A 19,250-nucleotide genomic window follows, 5' to 3' on the forward strand; every position below is an offset into this window, starting at 1 on the left:
CGGGATCCCCCCGATACCGCAGGTCTTACCGACCTCTCAGTGAACGACCCACTCGAACGCCTCAGCCCTGGAACGCGCGCCTTCCAGGGTCCGAGAGCGGTTGGGTTCGCCGAGATTTGCCAGTAGTTCCTCGGTGAGCCCGACCAGGCTCGCCAGCGAGGCGGGGGTGAACCAGTCCGGGCGGGTGGCGAAGAGGATGTCTTCGGTCGCGGTGTTGCCGCTGGCGCCAGGGGCGAAGGGGCAGCCGCCGAGGCCGCCCAACGCGCCGTCGACCATGGTGGCGCCCGCGGCGACGGCGGCGAGGGTATTAGCCACGCCCATGCCCCAGGTGTCGTGACCGTGGAAGACGATGCGGCGTGGCGGGGTGGTGTCGCGGACGGCGGTGACCAATGCGCTCACCTCGCCGGGGTGGGCTTGGCCGAGGGTGTCGGCGAGGACGATGTCGGCGGCGCCGTCGGTGCGCGGGTCGTTCGCGATGGCGAGGACGCGTGCCGGGTCGACGGGTCCGTCGAACGGGCAGGTGAAACTGGTGGCCAGGCACAGCTGGATCTCGCCGCCCGCCTCGTGGGCGAGGCGGATCGCGTCGGGCATCGCGGCCACCGAGGTCTCGGTATCGCGGCCGATATTGGCCCTGTTGTGCGCGTCGGACACCGAGAAGCAGTACTGGAAATTGCGCGCACCGGCCGCGGCCGCCTTCTCCACGTGGCGCGGCGTGGCCACCCACACCCAGCATTTCGCCAGCTCATCGGGGGTCAGCGCCGCGATCAACTCGAGCGAGTTGGCCATCGGCGCGACGAGATCGGGCCGCGCCATCGAACCGATCTCGAGTGCGGGCACACCGGCGGCGAGCAGCCTGCGCACCACGTCGACCTTCTGGTCGACGGGCAGCACCTTGCCGGTGAGCTGCAAGCCGTCGCGCAGCGTCACGTCCCGCAACAGCGGTGCTGTCATCGTCGCTGCTCGGGTTCCTGCGCCGGCACACACATCACGCCACCGCACGGTTTGTCGCCCACGCTGGCCGGGGTGGGGTGCACCGTCGGACGCACATGACCCGGACCGCGCGGCTCCCACTTGTTGCGCACCGGCGGGCGACGCCTGCCGTGTACTCGCCTCGTCACAGTGCCTCCAGCGCGTCGATCTGATCTTCACTCATCCCGAGCAGCCCGCCGAGCACTTCTCTGGTGTGCTCGCCGAGGTCGGGGCCGACATTGCGGATCGGCAGCGATGCGCCCCCGATCACCGGGACGATGCCGCCGAAACCCACCTGCTTGGGTTCGGCCTCGCCCACGTCGACGGGGAACATCTGGATCATATTGCGTGCGCGGTACTGCTCGTCGGCCACGATGTCGGCGGCGGTGTAGATCGGACCGCACGGGATGGCGGCCTCGTCGAGCATTTTCAGCGCTTCGGCGCGGGTGTGCCGGATCGACCATTCCGCGATCGAGGCGTCGAGGCGTTCGCGGTGCCGCCAGCGGCCGTTGTTGTCGGCCAGTTCCGGGTCGACGGCCAGGTCGGGGCGGCCGATGACCTGCATGTACCGCTGGAAGATGGCATCGCCGTTGCCACCGATGATGATGGAGTAACCGTCGCTGGTCGGGTAGGCGTTCGAGGGTGCGATGCCCTCCATCCGGCCGCCGACGCGCTCACGATTGATGCCGTAGGCGAGGTGGTCGGGGATCAACGATTCCATCACCGACAGGATCGACTCGTTGAGCGCGACGTCGATGATCCGCTCCACCTGCGGCACCGGACCGGCGACCCGCTCGCGCTGGAACAGCGCCATCACCGTCCCGAACGCGGCATAGATGCCCGCGATCGAATCACCGATCGACACCCCGGTACGCACCGGCGGCCGATCGGGGTCACCGACCAGCTCACGCAGGCCACCGACCGCCTCCGCGACCGCGGCGAATCCCGGCCGCGCGGCCATCGGACCGGTCTGGCCGTACGCCGAGATCCGCGTGATCACCAGCTTCGGATTCGCTTCCTCGAGCACGTCGGGCCCGAGCCCCCACTTCTCGAGCATTCCCGGCCGGAAGTTCTCCAGCAGCACATCGCTCTGTTTCACCAGGTCGAGCACGATCGCGCGCCCCGCCTCGGTGCGCAGATCGAGCACGATCGACTTCTTGTTGCGATTGACGGTGCGATACAACATCGAGGTATCGCCACCGTACAACCGCCAGTTGCGCAATTCGTCGCCCGTACCGGGGCGCTCCACCTTGATCACCTCGGCGCCGAAATCGCCCAGAATACGTCCGGCAGTAGGAGCGGCAACATAGTTACCGAGTTCCAGGACGCGAACACCGTCCAACGGCCGAATACTCATGCGCCCAGTATGGCCGCCCAACCCCGCACGACACGCGACCCCCTCGCAACCCGCCACACGGATAACCCCAAACCCGCCACGCCCGCACCCCACCCAACAACACCGTCCACCCCAAAACCGCCATGACCGCACTCCCGACCCCCACCCGCGACCCCTCAGGGCCGCGGACACGCGCGCGCCAGCGCGCCAAAAACACAGCGTCAACTATCTGGGACTACCGGACCCCAGGTCAGCACCATATTTCAGCTGGCGAGGAGTTCCACTTCCTCGATGATGGAGTAATCCTCGGAATTGCCCTTCAACACCGTGCTGGTCTGCCCGTCGACACCGACCGGGATATCACCGGCAAGGGTGATGCGGGTGAGCCGACGCGGCTGGTCGTCGTAGTCGTCGATGGCGTAGTGCTGGGTGGCGCGGTTGTCCCAGATCGCGACGTCGCCCTCGGACCAGTTCCAGCGGGTGGTGTTCTCCAAGCGGATGACCCGATCCTGGAGCAACCGGAACAGCTGGTCCGACTCCCGGGCCGGAATCCCGACGAACTGCTTCACGAAGTGGCCGAGCAGCAGCGAACGCTCGCCGGTTTCGGGGTGCACCCGCACCACGGGGTGTTCGGTCTCGTACACATCGGACTGGAACTCTGCCGAATACTTGACCTGCGAAGGCCGTACCTTGTCGACCGCCCCGGCGTAGTCGTAGAGGTTGGTGTGCACCGCGCGCAGGTTCTCGGCCAGCACCTTCAGCGGTGCGGGCAGCGAGTTGTAGGCCGCGACCGTGGACGCCCAGGTGGTCGAGCCGCCGTAGGTGGGCAGGTACTCGGCGCGCAGGATCGACGCCTTCGGCACCCGGTCGACGAACGTCACGTCGGTGTGCCAGGAGTTGGCGCGGCTCCGCTCGGAGTCGATGGCCAGGCTCTTCACACCGGCGGACTTCACCGTCGGGTGCGGGGTGGTCGGGCTGCCGAGCAGCTCAGCGAATTCGTACTGGCCGTCCTCGGTGAGATGCTGCTGACCGCGGAAGAAGATCACCTTGTGCTCGTTGAGCGCACGACGGATCGTCGCTACGGTCGCCGCGTCCAGGTCACCGCCGAGACGGACACCGTCGATCTGCGCGCCGATGTGGGCGCCGAGCTTGGTCACCGTCAGGGTGGTTTCGGTGGCAGTGTCGACCGTCATGGGGGTCACCTTCAATTCGTTCTCGATCGGTTTGCTGTGTTCTCAGCACACCGCGAAAACGCCGCCGCAGACAGGTTTTATCTCGGAGTGATCGGAACGGCTCAGCCCAGGTTCTCGCGCAGATAGGCCAGGTCCTCGGCGACCCCGTCGGCCGGGGTTTCCAAGATGACCGGCGCACCGGCCGTGCGGCAGACCTCGGCCAGCAGTTGCGGGTCGATGGTGCCGTCGGCGAAATTGGCGTGCCGGTCGGCGCCGGAATCGAACTCGTCGCGCGAGGAGTTCAGATGCACCAGGTCGATCCGTCCGGTGATGGCCTTGATCCGTTCGACGACGCCGACCAATTCCTCACCACCGGCCCAAGCGTGACAGGTGTCGAGACAGAAGCCCGCGCCGTAGTCGCCCACCGCGTCCCACAATCGCGCGATCGAATCGAAATGCCGTGCCATCGCGTGATTGCCACCGGCGGTGTTCTCGATCAGGATCGGCACGGCGAACCCGCCCTTGTCCTGCTGACGTTCGAACAGCTTGCGCCAGTTGTCGATTCCGGTGTCGAGCTCGGCATCGGAGCGCACATGTCCGCCGTGCACGACCAGCCCGAACGCACCGAGCTCGGCCGCGGCCTTCGCCTGCTGGGCCACCGCGTTGCGCGAGGGCATCCGCAGCCGGTTGTTCAGGCTCGCCACATTGATCTGATAGGACGAGTGCACCACGACATCGATCGGACTGGCCAGGATCTCGGCGGCCTTCGGGTGCGGCTGCGGCTTGTCCCAGCTCTGCGGATCGACCACGAACAGCTGGACGACCTCGGCGCCGAGCTTCTCCCCGAAGCCGATCGGATCGCTCTCGTCGCGAACGTGTGCTCCAATGCGCATAGATCCCACCCTAATATCAGGCACCGACAACTTCGGCCGATGTTGCACCTCGATGGCTTCCGGAGATACATCGGTAGAATTCGGGCGGGTGCTCTGCCCTGGAGGGGGTGACTTCGCGTGTTGCGCAAAGGCGACGTATTCGCCGGGTACACGATCCGGCGCGTGCTCGGCCAGGGCGGCATGGGCGTGGTCTACCTGGCCCGGCACCCGCGGCTGCCTCGGCTGACCGCGCTGAAACTGCTCAGCACCGAGCTGTCCGCCGACGAGGAGATCCGCCACCGCTTCGAACGCGAAGCCGATCTGGTCGCCCAGCTCGAGCACCCCAATATCGTCAATGTCTACGACCGCGGCACCGATGACGATCAGCTCTGGATCTCGATGCAGTTCGTGGCGGGCACCGATGTGGCGACCGCCGACGTGAACGTGCTGACGCCGGGCCGAGCGGTCCAGATCGTCGCCGAGACCGCCACCGCACTGGACTTCGCGCACGCGAGCGGCGTGCTGCACCGCGACGTCAAACCGGCCAACATCCTGCTCGCCAAGCCACCGATCGGACGCCCGGAGCGCGTGGTGCTCACCGACTTCGGCATCGCGGCGGTGCGCGACAGCGAGACCACCCTTGCCTCGGCGGGCACGATCACCGCCACCCTGGCCTATGCCGCACCCGAGCACCTGTCCGGGGCGCCGCTGGATCATCGCGCCGATCAGTATTCGCTGGCCTGCACGCTGTTCTGGATGCTGACCGGCTCGGTGCCGTTCCCCGGACCGAGTCCGGGCGCGGTGATCCAGGCGCACCTGAGCAAACCCCTTCCGCCGCTGCGCAGTCTGCGCCCCGACCTGCCCGCGACGCTGGACGCGGTGCTGGCCAGGGCCACCGCCAAGCGGGTCGAATCCCGTTTCGCCAGCTGCGCCGAATTCGCCCAGGCGGCCAAGGCCGCGCTGTTCGCGGTGCCGGGGCCGTGGCATCACCAGCAGCAGTACACCGCGGCGGGCGTGGTGCTGCGCGCCCGTGACCCGTACCCGCAGGCACCGGGATATCCCCGGCCCCGCACTCCGGCGCAGCCCTACCGCAACGCGCCGCCGCCGACCACCCCCGCGCAGCCGTACCCGCACGCGCACACCCCGCCGACCACGCCCGCGCAGCCGCATCCGCATGCGCCGCGGCCGTCCACGGGCGGCTCGGCGATGCCACCGCGACGCGGAACCGCGCGCCCCGGCACCATCGACTTCCCTGGTGGCCGTAACCATCCCGGCTATATCGTGCCACCTCAGCAGCGGCGTCCGCCGTGATCGTGGCGGCCTTCGGCGCCCTCGCCGACTGATAAGGTTTCGTTGATTTTCCCGTGGCGGGCAACCCCGGCCGCGGCTTTTATGCTGTACGCGCGTGCGCTGGTGGGTCCCGGCGCGCGGCGGGAAGTGGAGCAGACATGCTGGCCAACGGAGATGTTTTCGCCGGCTACGTCATCGAACGGCAGCTCGGTCGCGGTGGCATGGGTTCGGTCTACCTAGCCAAGCACCCTCGCCTGCCACGGATGACGGCGCTGAAGCTGCTCAACCGCGAGATGTTCTTCGACGCCGAGGTGCGGGCGCGATTCGAGCGGGAAGCCGATCTCGTGTCGCGCCTCGATCATCCGAACATCGTCACCGTCTACGACCGCGGGCACGACGACGAACAGCTGTGGATCTCCATGCAGTTCATCGACGGTGTCGACGCGGCCTCGGTGGATCCGCAGACGCTGCCGCCCGCCCGCGCGCTACAGATCGTGAAGGAAACCGCCGACGCGCTGGACTACGCGCACGGCATGGGCGTGCTGCACCGCGACGTGAAACCGGCCAACATCCTGCTCGCCCGCTCGGGCGCGGGCCGTGGCGAACGGGTCTACCTCACCGACTTCGGCATCGCCCGATTGCGCGACGATACCGGCAATCTCACCCAGACAGGCACCTTCACCGCGACGCTCGCCTACGCCTCGCCCGAGCAGCTCACCGGCGCCGCGCTCGATCACCGTTCCGACCAGTATTCCCTTGCCTGCGCGCTGTTCTGGCTGTTCACCGGCTCGGGGCCGTTCGCGGCGACCAACCCGGCCGCGGTGATCCAGGGTCACCTCCAGCAACCGCCGCCGACGTTGAGCAATGTGCGGCCCGGGCTCTCCTATGCGCTCGACGGCGTGCTCGCCAAGGCGATGGCCAAGCGGCCCGACGACCGTTTCGACTCCTGTTCGGACTTCGCCGAGGCCGCGATCGAGGCGCTGAACAGTCCGAGCGCGCCCGCGATTCCGATCGTCGGTGGACGTCCGGGTACCGGTGGGGCACACCCGATCGCCGGGCGACCCACGACGGGCGGCGCGATTCCGCAGACCGGTCTGCCGTATCCCGTTGCCACGCAGGGTCCGATGACCGGCGGGCAAATGGGCACCGCACAAGGCCCCATGACCGGCGGGCAGATGGGCACGGCCCAAGGCCCGATGACCGGCGGACAGATGGGCACCGCACAAGGCCCGATGACCGGCGCTCCGATGGGCACCCAGCGGCCGATGAACCAGTCGCCGACCGGTGCTCCGCAGAATCCCTACAGCCAGCAATCGCGCCCGCAGTACCAGTCCGCGCCGCGGCCGCAGGCCAGTAATTTCACCCAGTATCCGCAGGGCTCGCGACCGCCGCAGAAGTCGAACACCGGGCTGATCATCGGCATCATCGTCGCGGTGATCCTGGTGATCGTGCTGCTGATCGGCATCGGCATCGCGGCCAGCGGCGACGACGCGGGCAGCGACCGCACGACGACGACATCGGCGGCCAACCACATCACCCCGAGCGCCGAGGCCATCAGCGCCGAATTCGGCCGGATCGTACCCGCCACGGTCGACGATTCCACCGGCTACAACGGCGCCACCTGCTGGGAGACCGACAACAGCAATCCGCCCTCACCCGCGGAAGGCGAACCCGATTTCGGCGCCTGGGTCCATCTGTGGAGTTGCTTCGGCGGCGGCGACAGCGACGACCCGTTCTACCGGATCTACGCGTTCGACTCGGCCGCCGACGTCAAGTCGGTGCTCGACGGTCTGCCGGCCAACACCAAGTCCACCGACAGCAACGGCGGCAAGCAGTACGCCAACTACAAGTACACCGACAACGGGAACAAGATCATCACGCAGTTCACCGGCGAGCCCGACCGCGCCCAGTTCCTGATGTACACCGACGGCTACGGCACGGCCGACGAGGTGCTGCGTTGGTGGCGTTCGGCCCCGCTGAACTGATGTCGACGCACGACGAGGGCGGCGTTTTCGCCGGTTATACGATCGAACGACTGCTGGGCCGCGGCGGGATGGGCTCGGTGTATCTGGCGCGCCACCCGCGGCTGCCACGACGCACCGCGATGAAGCTGCTCAACCGGGAGCTGTTCTTCGACAACGAGATCAGGGCCAGGTTCGAACGCGAGGCCGATCTCGTGGCGCAGCTCGAGCACCCGAATATCGTCACCGTGTACGACCGTGGCGTCGAGAACGATCAGCTGTGGATCTCCATGCGCTACATCGACGGTTCCGACGCGTCGTCGCTGCCCTCGCCCGTCGACCCGGCCCGCGCGGTCCGCATCGTCGCCGAAACCGCGGCGGCACTGGACTTCGCGCACAGCCGAGGTGTGCTGCACCGCGATGTGAAGCCCGCCAACATCCTGATCGAACCGGTCGACAGCACCGAACGCGTCTACCTCACCGATTTCGGCATCGCCCGCCTGCACGACGACAGCGCCGCCAAGCTCACCCAAACCGGCACCTTCACGGCCACACTGGCTTTCGCCTCCCCCGAACAACTCTCCGGCATCACCCTCGACGGCCGCGCCGACCAGTACTCCCTGGCCTGCACGCTCTTCCGGCTCCTCACCGGAACCACACCCTTCGATGCCACCAATCCCGTCGCGGTGATCCAGGGCCATCTCCAGCAACCCCCGCCCCGCGCGAGCGCCCTCCGGTCGGGCATCACCCCCGCGCTCGACGCGGTGATCGCCCGAGGCATGGCCAAGCGCCCCGAGGAACGCTTCGCCACCTGCGCCGAATTCGCCGCTGCCGCACAGCGGGCCCTGGCCGGTCACGCTGCCCCGCAGCAGGTTCACGGCTCATCCGCGACGAGGACCTATCCGCCGAATTCGCCCTTCACCCCGGGCGCCGGTTACCCGATCGCCGGGCACAGCGACCCGAATTCGCCTGGTGGACAGGCGTCGTGGCCGAGTACAACCGGCCCCGATCAGCCGTGGGCCACAAGTGGCCGTCCCGCGGGTTACCCACAGTGGGGAGCGAACTCCGCCCCGAGCACCGGTCAGCCGTGGCCCGCACAGCCCCCCTCGTGGCCCGGCGGGTCGTCTCCGTATCCTGCGGGCGCGCCGAATGCCCTCGCTCAGCGTCCCCGCGACGCCGGGAGTTCCAGGCAGACGGGCGGTCGCTCATCTGTCGCCGAGGACTACCTCGGCAAGAAACGGAAGTCACGCTGGGAGGGCTCGCCGATCGGCTGGCTGGCGATCATCGCCGGCATCGTCTTCCTCGGCTGGATCCTCATGAAGGCATTGGGCGATGACGGCGACGCCGCCGCGTCAGGCCCACCCGGTCTCGAAACCTCCGCGGTCGCACCGTCTTCCGCGGACGCGACCACGTCCGCACCCCAGCGCCTGACGTCGACTCCACCGCCGACCAGCGACCGCCGGGTCATCGGCGCCAACGCGGCGAAGCTCAGCGACGAGTTCCCCCGCATGCTGCCCTCCACCTCGGCGAGCAACCTCGTCCATGCCGGTTCGGGTCTGGGCAACGCGGGCTGCTTCGCCTACGACCGCGCGACCGCCAGCCGCGATGCCGACGACGCGGATATGGGCGACTGGTCGGTCATGTGGCATTGCTTCGGCGGCGGCAACAAGGCCAGCTACGAATTCTTCCTCTACCCCTCCGCGAGCGAGGCCGCGCAAGCGATCGCGGGCCTGCCCGCCAACGACGCGCGCCCCACGACGCACACCGGCCACACCTACACGAACTTCGTGCTGGACGACAGCCAGCCGAAATCACCGCGCATGGTCACCCGCTTCGACGGCGACTCCGGCCGCGACAACATGCTCATGTACAGCCGCGGCTTCATCGCCGACGAGGCGCAGGTGCTCCAGTGGTGGCACTCCGCCCCGCTCGTCTAGTCGGCCAACGCGTAGTGCGCGAAGTCGCGCACCGGCTCGAAGCCGATGCGCTGGTAGATCTTGTTCGAGGTGGGGTTGGCCAGATCGGTGAACAGGCAGGCGTCGGCGCCCTCCGCGCGAATCCGGCTCGCGACGGTGGCGGTCAGCGCACTCGCGAACCCGTTGCCCCGGTATCGAGGTGGCGTGTAGACCGGGCCGATCCTGGCCCAGCCGAGGACCGCCGCCTGCCGGGCGACCAGCGTGACCGGTGTGCCGTTGTGCGCCCACAACCACGTTGTTCCGGCCTCGATGCGCCTGCGCACCGCCGTCTCGTCGAGTCGTTGTGGCGCATCGGCTTCCACCCGGAAACCCTCGATCAGCGCGAGGCACACGGCCAGATCGTCGACGGTGGCCAGGCGAGGTGCGCCGGGAGCCTCTGGCACGTACGGGGAACCCAGGCGGAACAGGCGGGTCGTGTACGTCTCGCGGTAGGTACCGCTGGTGGTCGTCGACCAGTGCTCCGCGAAGGCAGCGGCGCCGACCCGCTCGCCCTCGACGCTGCGCACCGCGATGTCGCGCCCCGCGAACGTATCGACGACGGCCGAAATGCAGTGCGGCGGCACCTCGCCGAGGTAGACGGCGCCGTTCGTGCTCTGCGCGAGACCGACGACCGCACCCGCGTGGTCGCGGACACTCAGAAATTGAGTCACCATCGAACCTGATCTGCCCGAGATCAGGTTGGCGAGGGTGCTCGCGATCACCGTGTGCCGCAGCGGGTCACACCGCAGGAACGGCTCCACCTCGGCCATGAACCGGGCAGCGTCAGCGGTGATGTCGATGCGCACCCTACCGACGGTAAGGCGTCACACACGAGAACGCATTCGAATTATGAGGTGTCTCAGGTTGTTTCGCGCGCGTCCCGATCGGTGCGCAGCTTCAATAGGATGAGTCCAGCCGTGCAGGCCAGGATCAGCCCGGCGACGGTGATCTCCACCTGCAGGCCCGCGATACCGAGGCCGGCACCGACGAGACCGCCGACGAAGAACAACCAGCCCATGATCCGCGCGCCAACCGCCAAGGTGCGGTTGCCGGGCGGTGTCGCCGACAGAGGTCCGACGGTGGCCGAATCAGTGTTCGCCGCCGCGGTTTCCAGCCGGGGTGTCGAGAGTGCTCCCATGAGATTCTCCTCGATGACGCCGATCAGATACTTGCGTCGCGCAAACTTCGCGCGTCAGGGGTTTCGGTCCGGGCGTCTCATGCGTAACTTTGCTCACACACGCTACGACCCGGCGACGTCGAATGTGCGCGACACGTCCCCGCGACACGCCGAATTCATCAATCCGATATCTGGACCACTAGCGTTTAAAATGCGCTCTTCGGCCCGACCTGCACTACTGTGAGGCGATCTCGAAGCCGACGAGGAGTAACAGGCGATGGATAACAGCAGGGCCAAGTTGGTAGGTCCGGCAGTCGCTGTTGGCGCGGTGTCGCTCGGACTGATCATCATCGGTGCGTGCGGTGTCGGACAACAGGATGTCTACGTGCCCGCGCCGCCGTTGAGCGCGGATCTGGCCGCCGCTCCCGCACGGGTGGCCGACGAGCCGACCTCGACGACGGTGCACATCTCGATCCCACCGTCACCCAGCTGGCGGATCGCGCCGTACATGTCGCCGCGTAAACCGTTCAGCCTCAGCTCCACCGAGACCTCACCGTCGGAGACTCCGACCGAGGGCGGACCCGCTCCCGAGCCCCGCCCGGGCGAGGCGACTACCGAATCCCGACCGGCCGAGGCCTCGACCCGCCCGCCGGAGACCACCGAGGACGAGCCGACGACGACGCGGCCGCAGATCCCCACCCGGCCGAACCCGACCCGCACCGTCACCCCGCCCCGCGTCGGCGATGACGAAGCGGCCGAGGACTATCCGCCGACCCACGCCTTCGACCACGCGACTCCGACCCCGGTCGTCCCGGCCGACACCGGCGCCACGCCGACCCCGGCAACCACCACCGAGGCGTCGACGACCACCGAGACCCCGGCCCCCACCACCGCCGAGAGCTGACATGACGATGGTGCGCACCCGATTCGGGCACGCACCATCGTCGAAAGACCTACAGCTCGACCAGGTCGTAGTCGCCGATCCGATCGGCCAGCTCCCGCCGATGTTCCAGTGCCCCACCGAGCGTCTGACCGATCGCGGTCAACCGGGCGACGTAGTGGCTCACCGGATACTCGGCGGTGACGCCGATGCCGCCGTGCATCTGGATCGCCTCCTGGCCGATGTGCTCGGCCGACTTGCCCACCTGCAACCGCGCCCGTGACGCGACCGCCGGATCGTTGCCGCCGTCGGCCAGCGCGGCCGTGGCGTACAGGCTCATGCTGCGAGCCAGTTCCAGCGAGACGTAGCAGTCCGCCGCCCGCTGGGTGAGCACCTGGAACTTCGACAGCGTGACCCCGAACTGCTTGCGGGTCTTGAGGTATTCGGTGGTCAGCGTGAGCGCGACCTCCATCGCCCCGACCGACTCCGCGCACAGCGCCGCCTGCGCGTAACCCTGGGTCAGCGCGATCTGTTCGGCCGCGTCGACGTTGCCGCCGAGCAGCTCGCCCTTCGCGTCGGCGAGGTCGAACTGCGCGGCGCGGCGGCCGTCGAAGGTGCGGTACGAGCGTCGCTGCACGCCGTCCTGGTTCGGGTCGACCAGGAACAGTCCGGTCCCGCCGTCCGGCAGGACCGCGCTGACGATCAACTCGTCGGCGACATCACCGCGCAGCACCGGGTTCTTCACACCGGTCAGCGCGTACCCCTCGCCCACGGATACCGCGGCGGTGGTGAGTTCGGCCGACGGCCACCGGATGCCGGGCTCGGTGTGGGCGAAGGCGAGCAGGGTGGTTCCCTCGGCCAGCGCGGGCAACAGCCGTTGACGCTGCTCGGCGCTGCCCGCCAGCCGCAGCAGTTCGGCCGGGATCACCACCGCGTCGAGCACCGGCTCCGGAGCCAGCGCGCGACCGAGTTCCTCCTGCACCAGCATCGCCTCGACCGGGCCGGCGCCGACGCCGCCGTCTTCCTCGGGAATGGTCAGTCCGAGCACGCCGAGGTCGGCGAGCTGCTTCCAGACCGTGCGGTTCCAGCCGGGGTCGGTGTCGCCGGCCTTGGCCAGCGCCTCGCCGTCGTAGAACCGGTGCAGCAGCTCGCGCACGGTGTCGCGCAGCATCGTCTGTTCGTCGGTCAGTGCGAGTTCCATGTCAGTGCCTCACAATCCGAGGATCGTGGAGGAAATGATCGAGCGCTGGACCTCGCTCGAGCCTCCGTAGATGGTCACCTTGCGGTAGTTCAGGTAGCCGGGGCCGGTGTGCTGGGCCCACGCGGGCGAGGCGATGTTGTCGGCATCGACCGCCAGCGCGTCGGCGCCTGCGATGTCGAGGAGCAGTTCGGTGGCGGCCTGCTGCAACTCCGTGCCCTTGAGCTTCAGCACCGAGGACGCCGGATTCGGCTTGCCCTCCACCGAGTTGGAGACCACCCGCAGCTGGGTCAGTTCCAGGGCGAGCAGTTCGTTCTCCAACTCGGCCACGCGCGCCGCGAACACCGGGTCGTCGAGCAGCGTGCCGCGCCCGGTCCTGGTCGCACGGGCATAGTCCTTCGCGAGGCCGAGCTTGACCTTGGTCTTGCCGACGCCGGTGATGGAGGTGCGTTCGTTGCCGAGCAGGTACTTGGCGTAGGTCCAGCCCTGGTTCTCCTCGCCGACGAGCTGATCGGCGGGCACCCGGACGTTCTCGAAGAACACCTCGTTGACCTCGTAGCTGCCGTCGATCAGCTTGATCGGGCGCATGGTGACACCGGGCGACTTCACATCGAAGAGCAGGAAGGAGATACCCGCCTGCTTCTTCGGCGCGTTCGGGTCGGTGCGCACGAGGCAGAAGATCCAGTCGGCGAACTGGCCGAGCGTGGTCCAGATCTTCTGGCCGTTCACGATGTAGGTGTCGCCGTCGCGCACCGCGGTGGTGCGCAGCGAGGCGAGGTCCGAGCCCGCGTCGGGCTCGGAAAAGCCCTGGCACCACCAGATGTCGAGCGCGGCGGTGGGCGGCAGGAAGCGCTGCTTGAGTTCCTCGGAGCCGAACTGCGCGATCACCGGGCCGACCATCGAGGCGTTGAACGTGAGCGGTTCCGGCACCGAGGCCAGCTGCATCTCGTCGAGCCAGATGTGGCGCTGCATCGGCGTCCAGTCCTTGCCGCCCCAGGCCACCGGCCAGTTCGGCACGCACAAACCGTTGTCGTTGAGGATCTTGTTCGCGGTGACGATGTCTTCGCGGGACAGATCCTCGCCGTGTTTCACCCGGTCACGGATGTCGACCGGGATCTCGGTCGTGTAGAAACGCCGGAGCTCGTCGCGGAAGGCGACCTCTTCAGGGGACAGGGCTAACTTCATACGGGTCTCCCAGTCACTCGTAGCCGTCGAAGAGAAACCTACCCTTCGGTAATCCTCGGTGTCGACTACATCACACGCGATGACGGTCCCAGCGGCGCTCACCGGACTCCTCGGCGGCTCGGCGACCCCAGTGACGACCTGGTACGTTGCCAGACGAACCGGACTATCCGGCGACGAGCATCCACCGAGGAGTCACGGGTGAACGGCAGATCCATCGCAGGGAGAGCAGCGGCGGTCACCGCGGCGAGCATCGGCGCACTGGCACTGCTGGCCCCGAGCGCGGCCGCGACGCCCACCGAGGACGCGATCAGCCACCTCACTCACCTCGCGGGCGAGGACGCCACGACGAAGGCCGGTGTCGGCGCCATCGCCAGCTTCACCGGCATCGTCGGCGAGGACGCCCTGCGAGAGATCTCGACACAGTTCACCCCCTTCACCTACGCGGCCCCCACCTTCGGCTGCGGCAGCAACGGTCCGATCACCACGATCATCGCCGCGGCGTCGTTCGAAGGACCCGGTCCACGCACCGAGACGAGCCTGGCACCGGGCGATATCCGCTTCAGCGCGAGCCCGCGCCACACCGGTGTTCCGCTGGCATCGGGCCTGAGCGTCGCCTGGGTCAATGTCAACACCGGTCAGAGCGGCATCGTCGGCCTCGACGACCAGACCGAGTTCAAGCTGCCGTCGCTGTCGAAGACGGTGCACAGCGGCGCGGGCACGGTGGTGGCCTCCATGTGGGGAACCATCGACTACGCGGGCGCTCGCTGCGTGATGACCCCGACCGTCGGCACCTTCGTCGTGCCCGATCTGCCGGTAGTGGTCCCCGAGGCCCCCGCGGCGGCTCCCGCTCCCGAACCCCAGGCCGTCAGCCCTGGCTCGGGCGAATCCTCCTCGGGCACCCCGACATCGAAGGCCCCTGCCGCCCAGACACCCGCTCCGGCTCCGGCCCCTGCTCCGGCCGAAACGCCCCAGCCTGCCCCGGCGCCCGCTCCCCCGGCCCCGCCCGCGGCGACCAACGTCGGCGGCTGACTCGACCGGGTCGAATCAGCCGATCGGACGGATCCGCAGGACGGTGCCTTCTTCGGAACCGGCGAGCAGCGCGGACGGGTCAGCGGGGTCGGCGACGACCGCGGTGAGCGGTTGGGTGGAGACAACAGTGCACGCGGTGCCGGTGCTCGGGTTCACCCGGACGAGATGACCGGCCAGCGTCGTGACATACAGGACACCGTCGCGCACGACCAGGTCGTCGACGAAATCGGGCAACGTGCCGAACGAGGTCAGATCGGCGACGGTGCTCGGCTCGCCCGGGTTGCTCCGTGAGAGTCGCAGTACCCGACCGACCGGGCCCGCACTACCGACGAAGTTCGCGGTGATATAGACCGAGTCACCCGACACCGCAACACCATTGGGACCATCGATGCTGACAGCCGACCACCAGTCCATGTCCTCGCTGCCGTCAGGGCGCAAGCGGTGCAGGCCGTTGCCGGTTGTCACGTAGAGGTTGCCGTCGGCGTCGAACGCGGCGCCGTTCGGCTGGGGGAACCCGATCGCGAACGCGACGGGGTTCGGACGCGCGGCCGCCGGGTCGAAGCGGACGATGCCGCCCGAACCGGCCAGCGGCGAATTGCCGGTGACCACGTACAGCAGTCCGTCGGGACCGAGCCGGACCGCGCCGGGCGACGGCACGGCGACGGTGGCGGTCAGTCGCCCGTCGCGGTCGTAGCGCTGCACCTCGCCGCGCATGACCCGCGAAACCCACAGGTCACCCTGGGCGTCGATGCCGAAGTTCTCCGACCAGTCGAGCAGCGGCACACTGGACCTGATCGCGACGTCCTGGCGAGCCTGTCCGCACGACGACTGCGGCGCGGCGCCCGCGACGGCGCCGGTACCGAGCGAGGCGCTGGTCACGACAGCCGCGCCGACCACCACACGGACGACGCAACGGCGGAACGACAACATCTGCAACCCTCGACTCTGTTGACCCAGTTCGACGCGCGAAGTCTAACGGCTGCGGGCCCACCTTGGGCAGCCCCCGTCACAGGCCGTTCCGATCACCGAGTATCGCCTCTGGTCCTGTCCCCCAGAACAATTGAGTGGGCGCAGCGGCGATAATCGACGGGTGCCCTATTTCGACAGCGAGCGTGGACGGCTTCACTGCCGGTGCTGGTCCATCGACCACCCCGCGGCGAGGCTGGCGCTGTTGCCGGGCACCGGTCAGCACAGCGGGCACTACCACCGCTTCGCCGCGGCCTTGCGTCCCGCCGGGATCGAGCTGTGGACACTGGACACCTCGGGGCAGGGACTGAGTGAAGGCGATCCCGACGCGCCGGGCACCATCGACGAGCTGACCGCCGACGCGCGGGAGTTTCTCGCACTCGTTCGCGCCGATCATCGGGATGCACCGGTGTTGATGGGCCACTCCCTCGGCGCGATGACCGCGCTTAACCTCGCGCGCGAAATACCCTCTGAGCTGGCCGGACTCGTCCTGTGCGGCACTCCGCGCCGGGTGGCCGACCTCGCCCCGGATCCGGGCCTCGCGATTCTGGCGGTACACGGGGTGGACGATCGGCGCGCGCCCATCGATGTAATCCGGCTATGGACAGCACGGCACCGATCGGTAGATTTGCGCGAGTACGCCGACGCCGGACATGACCTGTTGCACGAACCGGTGCAGCACCGCGTGGCGGCCGATATCGCGGAGTGGGTACTCACCGCGGTGCGATGAACGACGAAGGGGGAACCGGTGCAACCGAACCGAACGGGGCTGCCGAATACGGCGGCTCTCGGCCAAGCCGTCGACGAGGGTGGGCTGTGGATCGACGGGGTGCTCGTCGCCGACGGCGCGCCCGAACGGTGCGCTCTGCGCTATGAACGACTGGCCGAGGAAGTCGAAGCCCAGGTGCTAATTCTCAGCCGGGTCGCGGTCATTCCGGGTTTCGGCGGACTCGCCTCGGGTGGCGCCTTGCGCACGGGCTTCGAGACCAAGACGACCGAGGCGCTCGACGAACTGCGCGCCTACGCGAGCGCCGCACGCGAGCTGGCCGGCGTGTTCCGCGCCGCCGGGGCGAGCTTCCACGAGGCCGATCAGGCGCTGGCGGGCGCGGTGACCGCGATCGAGGTTCCCGGTGGTGGCGATGCGTAGCATCTCGGGCCGCACCGACGTGGACTACGTGTCGGTCGTCGAAGTCTTCGATAACCTCTCGCATGGCGAAATCCACAGTGCGGTAAGACAACTCGACCCGGCAGCGCTGGCGGGCGCCGCCGAGACCTTCCTCACCGCCGCCACCGGCCTCGGTGACGGCGTGGAGATCGCGCACGGTGAGATCCGGGCCGCCATCGCCGACGGCTGGCGCGGCGCCGCGGCCCAGCAAGCCTCGGACGCGGTGCGCGACTTCGAGCAGGCGGGTCGGCGCATCGCCGATGTGCTGACGGCGGTCGGTGTCCGGCTCAGCCAGGCCGGTGACGCGGCCGAGTCGATTCGCACCGCCATCGCGGAACCCGCCGGGGCGCAGCCCGATCCGGCTGCCGCACTCCTCGACTCCGAACAGGCCGCCACCAACGCCACGCTCACCCGCGAGGCCGAGAACGCCCGGCTCGACGCGGTGCAGGCGATGGAGACGATCTACGCCGGAGCGTTCCTGCCGACCGGGTCGGGTGTGCCCGCGTTCACCGGAATCACCACGGACACAGGAACTACCGCTTCCGGTGTCGCACCCTCGGGTGCCGTGCCGTCGGCCGGAATTCCGCAGGCCGCCACGCCCGGTGTCGTCGCGTCGTCGACCGCCCCGGCAACCATCGCCGCCACGGTGCCCGCCGGATCCGCGCCGGTTGTCAGCAGCGCGGGCACGACATCGACGAGCAACGGCGTTCTGTCAACCAACGGCAATGCCACAGCACCGGCAGGGTCGACGCCCGCGACGACACCGGCGACCACCGCCGCCACGACACCGGCCGCTGTCGCCGGTCCGGGTCGGCCGGTGACCGATTCCGCTGAGAAAGCGAGCACTGCCCCGGCATCGATCACCCCGGCAACGTCGTCGGCTTTCCCGGGCAAAGTGTCAGCAGGCAGCCGACCCCGCCCCGCGGCGGACACCGCTACCGCCTCGGCCACCGGTCAGGTGGCCGAGGCCTCGGCCGGGAACGATGGGCGCCAGGAACCCACGGTGACCGGTAGTGAGGCCGCGGCAGGCATGGGCGCGGGCGCCGTCGGCGGCATGATGGGTGGGGCCATCGCCGCCGCGGATCAGGCGCGGCCGTCCGGTGGGCCCCGGCCTGCCCAGCCGGTGGAGGAGCCGGAGGACGAGGACGACGAGTTCCTGCGGTTCCTCGAGGAGGAGCCGACCTATCTCGAGCCCGCCGACGAGGTGAACGCCCTGATCGGGAAGCTGGACCCGACCAGTCCCGCCGTGCTCGGCGAGTGGACCGAGCGGGAGTGAACTGGCACTTCACCCCGGACCAGTTCGCGCTGACCTGGGCACGCACGGACGGCGACCGGATTCCCTATCCGCTGGCCGTGCGTGCGTCGGCGCGCGACACCGTCGAGCGCGCCGCCCAGCAACCCGCGCTAGAGGCCTGGTGCGCCCGCACCCTCGACGCCGACCTCGCGGCCGCCCTGCGCGTGCTGGCGAAACCGGAGATCCGCGTCGAGGTCTGCGGCCACGCCCCCGCGCCGGTGCGGATGCTCGGCGCGGTCACCGCGGATGTCGCGGTGCTGGCGGTGCAGGACCCCGGCACCGCGCCCGACCGCGGCGGCTCGGTGCACGTCCAGGTAGGCAGCACGAAACGTCTTGCCGCCCAGGTATTCTCCCGCCTCCCGGCCCAGCCCCCCGGCCTCATCCCCCGCATCACAGCCCCGGCGACTCGCGTCGAAGAAGACAGCCGCGACCTGGTAACCGCGCCCGTGGCAGGCCCATCCGACGCCGCCCGCATCCGCCGACTCCTCCAGCGCCCCCGCAGCGGCATCGGCCAGATCCTCGTCGCGGCAGGCAGCGACCCCAAGCCCACAGGCGTGCTGTCCTGGATCGACCTCACCGACGACGGCCGCTACCTGGTCCACGCCAGCCGCCACATCGACATCACCCCCGCCACACCCGATACCGCCGTCGAATGGCTACGCCGCCTACTCCGAAGCGTCTGAACCCCTTCCGCCCCACCCGCTCGGCTTGGTAAACCCCGATGCGTCGGCCCCCACCCACCTCACCCGGTAAACCCGATGCGCCTGCCCCACCCACCTCACCCGGTAAACCCGATGCGCCTGCCCCACCCACCTGGCCCGGTGAACCCCGATGTGTCTCTACCCAAAGGGGCCCGCCCCG

The 19,250-nt window shown here is 68.9% G+C and carries 18 protein-coding genes; 9 read left to right on the forward strand and 9 right to left on the reverse strand.

The genetic code is table 11. The annotated features are described in order from the left end of the window. Window positions 1–36: 36 nt before the first annotated feature. The 4 genes from ASD42_RS10105 to ASD42_RS10120 form a co-directional block, all read right to left on the reverse strand. Window positions 37–951, reverse strand: coding sequence for a hydroxymethylglutaryl-CoA lyase (locus ASD42_RS10105; protein WP_056813171.1), 915 nt, complete (start codon window positions 949–951; stop codon window positions 37–39). A gap of 163 nt (window positions 952–1,114) precedes the next feature. Continuing rightward, complete coding sequence (locus tag ASD42_RS10110) at window positions 1,115–2,326, reverse strand: CaiB/BaiF CoA transferase family protein (protein WP_056813174.1); 1,212 nt, start codon at window positions 2,324–2,326, stop codon at window positions 1,115–1,117. A 242-nt stretch (window positions 2,327–2,568) separates the two neighbouring features. After that, on the reverse strand, window positions 2,569–3,498 hold the full coding sequence (locus tag ASD42_RS10115; protein ID WP_056813177.1) for a TauD/TfdA dioxygenase family protein: 930 nt from the start codon (window positions 3,496–3,498) through the stop codon (window positions 2,569–2,571). A gap of 101 nt (window positions 3,499–3,599) precedes the next feature. Beyond that, entirely contained in the window at window positions 3,600–4,370 is a 771-nt protein-coding gene (locus ASD42_RS10120) for a deoxyribonuclease IV (RefSeq protein ID WP_056813180.1), read from the reverse strand. A gap of 117 nt (window positions 4,371–4,487) precedes the next feature. Here ASD42_RS10120 and ASD42_RS10125 point away from each other — a divergent pair, with 117 nt between their 5' ends. From ASD42_RS10125 to ASD42_RS33440, 3 genes are all read left to right on the forward strand, one after another. Next, complete coding sequence (locus tag ASD42_RS10125) at window positions 4,488–5,660, forward strand: serine/threonine-protein kinase (protein WP_084787057.1); 1,173 nt, start codon at window positions 4,488–4,490, stop codon at window positions 5,658–5,660. A 137-nt stretch (window positions 5,661–5,797) separates the two neighbouring features. Beyond that, window positions 5,798–7,624, forward strand: coding sequence for a serine/threonine-protein kinase (locus tag ASD42_RS10130; protein WP_056813183.1), 1,827 nt, complete (start codon window positions 5,798–5,800; stop codon window positions 7,622–7,624). Then, complete coding sequence (locus ASD42_RS33440; RefSeq protein ID WP_442938648.1) at window positions 7,600–9,537, forward strand: protein kinase domain-containing protein; 1,938 nt, start codon at window positions 7,600–7,602, stop codon at window positions 9,535–9,537. Before ASD42_RS10130 ends, ASD42_RS33440 begins: the two co-directional genes overlap by 25 nt. Here the strand turns inward: ASD42_RS33440 and ASD42_RS10140 are convergent. Together ASD42_RS10140 and ASD42_RS10145 are read right to left on the reverse strand one after the other, a co-directional pair. Beyond that, window positions 9,534–10,361, reverse strand: a complete 828-nt coding sequence (locus tag ASD42_RS10140; RefSeq protein WP_056813186.1) for a GNAT family N-acetyltransferase — start codon at window positions 10,359–10,361, stop codon at window positions 9,534–9,536. The genes ASD42_RS33440 and ASD42_RS10140 overlap by 4 nt on opposite strands. Window positions 10,362–10,414: 53 nt before the next feature. Then, complete coding sequence (locus tag ASD42_RS10145; protein ID WP_082844106.1) at window positions 10,415–10,693, reverse strand: hypothetical protein; 279 nt, start codon at window positions 10,691–10,693, stop codon at window positions 10,415–10,417. 256 nt (window positions 10,694–10,949) lie between these two features. Here ASD42_RS10145 and ASD42_RS10150 point away from each other — a divergent pair, with 256 nt between their 5' ends. Then, window positions 10,950–11,576: a hypothetical protein gene (locus tag ASD42_RS10150; RefSeq protein WP_056813189.1), complete on the forward strand. Its 627-nt coding sequence runs from the start codon at window positions 10,950–10,952 to the stop codon at window positions 11,574–11,576. A 49-nt stretch (window positions 11,577–11,625) separates the two neighbouring features. On the opposite strand, the gene ASD42_RS10155 is transcribed toward ASD42_RS10150, so the two are convergent. After that, window positions 11,626–12,753, reverse strand: a complete 1,128-nt coding sequence (locus ASD42_RS10155) for an acyl-CoA dehydrogenase family protein (RefSeq protein WP_056813195.1) — start codon at window positions 12,751–12,753, stop codon at window positions 11,626–11,628. Between the two features lie 9 nt (window positions 12,754–12,762). Then, complete coding sequence (locus ASD42_RS10160; RefSeq protein WP_056813198.1) at window positions 12,763–13,935, reverse strand: acyl-CoA dehydrogenase family protein; 1,173 nt, start codon at window positions 13,933–13,935, stop codon at window positions 12,763–12,765. Between the two features lie 198 nt (window positions 13,936–14,133). Between ASD42_RS10160 and ASD42_RS10165 the strand changes: the two genes are divergently transcribed. Beyond that, window positions 14,134–14,964: a hypothetical protein gene (locus ASD42_RS10165; protein ID WP_056813201.1), complete on the forward strand. Its 831-nt coding sequence runs from the start codon at window positions 14,134–14,136 to the stop codon at window positions 14,962–14,964. A 15-nt stretch (window positions 14,965–14,979) separates the two neighbouring features. Here ASD42_RS10165 and ASD42_RS10170 read toward each other — a convergent pair whose 3' ends face one another. Beyond that, window positions 14,980–15,894, reverse strand: coding sequence for an SMP-30/gluconolactonase/LRE family protein (locus ASD42_RS10170; RefSeq protein ID WP_056813204.1), 915 nt, complete (start codon window positions 15,892–15,894; stop codon window positions 14,980–14,982). A 160-nt stretch (window positions 15,895–16,054) separates the two neighbouring features. Between ASD42_RS10170 and ASD42_RS10175 the strand changes: the two genes are divergently transcribed. The 4 genes from ASD42_RS10175 to ASD42_RS10190 are packed head-to-tail and all read left to right on the forward strand — an operon-like array spanning window position 16,055 to window position 19,072. Further along, a complete protein-coding gene (locus ASD42_RS10175; RefSeq protein WP_056813206.1) occupies window positions 16,055–16,660 on the forward strand; it encodes an alpha/beta hydrolase in 606 nt (201 codons plus the stop codon). An 18-nt stretch (window positions 16,661–16,678) separates the two neighbouring features. Further along, window positions 16,679–17,077 carry a hypothetical protein gene (locus ASD42_RS10180; RefSeq protein ID WP_235569361.1) on the forward strand — a complete coding sequence of 133 codons (399 nt, stop codon included), beginning with the start codon at window positions 16,679–16,681 and terminating at the stop codon, window positions 17,075–17,077. Further along, window positions 17,070–18,371: a WXG100 family type VII secretion target gene (locus tag ASD42_RS10185; RefSeq protein WP_156677415.1), complete on the forward strand. Its 1,302-nt coding sequence runs from the start codon at window positions 17,070–17,072 to the stop codon at window positions 18,369–18,371. Before ASD42_RS10180 ends, ASD42_RS10185 begins: the two co-directional genes overlap by 8 nt. Beyond that, the gene (locus ASD42_RS10190; protein WP_056813212.1) at window positions 18,368–19,072 is read left to right on the forward strand and encodes an ESX secretion-associated protein EspG; all 705 of its coding nucleotides are present in this window, start codon (window positions 18,368–18,370) and stop codon (window positions 19,070–19,072) included. The genes ASD42_RS10185 and ASD42_RS10190 overlap by 4 nt, the downstream gene beginning before the upstream one ends. Window positions 19,073–19,250: the final 178 nt, after the last annotated feature.

Origin of the sequence: Nocardia sp. Root136, from assembly GCF_001427185.1 — a bacterium.
GTDB lineage: Bacteria > Actinomycetota > Actinomycetes > Mycobacteriales > Mycobacteriaceae > Nocardia > Nocardia salmonicida.

What these genes read in the sequence shown, in the direction of transcription:
- ASD42_RS10105 (WP_056813171.1), bottom strand. Translation starts at nt 951, where the DNA reads ATGACAGCACCGCTGTTGCGGGACGTGACGCTGCGCGACGGCTTGCAG.
- ASD42_RS10115 (WP_056813177.1), bottom strand. Translation starts at nt 3,498, where the DNA reads ATGACGGTCGACACTGCCACCGAAACCACCCTGACGGTGACCAAGCTC.
- ASD42_RS10170 (WP_056813204.1), bottom strand. Translation starts at nt 15,894, where the DNA reads ATGTTGTCGTTCCGCCGTTGCGTCGTCCGTGTGGTGGTCGGCGCGGCT.
- ASD42_RS10130 (WP_056813183.1), top strand. Translation starts at nt 5,798, where the DNA reads ATGCTGGCCAACGGAGATGTTTTCGCCGGCTACGTCATCGAACGGCAG.
- ASD42_RS10160 (WP_056813198.1), bottom strand. Translation starts at nt 13,935, where the DNA reads ATGAAGTTAGCCCTGTCCCCTGAAGAGGTCGCCTTCCGCGACGAGCTC.
- ASD42_RS10155 (WP_056813195.1), bottom strand. Translation starts at nt 12,753, where the DNA reads ATGGAACTCGCACTGACCGACGAACAGACGATGCTGCGCGACACCGTG.
- ASD42_RS10145 (WP_082844106.1), bottom strand. Translation starts at nt 10,693, where the DNA reads ATGGGAGCACTCTCGACACCCCGGCTGGAAACCGCGGCGGCGAACACT.
- ASD42_RS10150 (WP_056813189.1), top strand. Translation starts at nt 10,950, where the DNA reads ATGGATAACAGCAGGGCCAAGTTGGTAGGTCCGGCAGTCGCTGTTGGC.
- ASD42_RS10185 (WP_156677415.1), top strand. Translation starts at nt 17,070, where the DNA reads ATGCGTAGCATCTCGGGCCGCACCGACGTGGACTACGTGTCGGTCGTC.
- ASD42_RS10110 (WP_056813174.1), bottom strand. Translation starts at nt 2,326, where the DNA reads ATGAGTATTCGGCCGTTGGACGGTGTTCGCGTCCTGGAACTCGGTAAC.
- ASD42_RS10120 (WP_056813180.1), bottom strand. Translation starts at nt 4,370, where the DNA reads ATGCGCATTGGAGCACACGTTCGCGACGAGAGCGATCCGATCGGCTTC.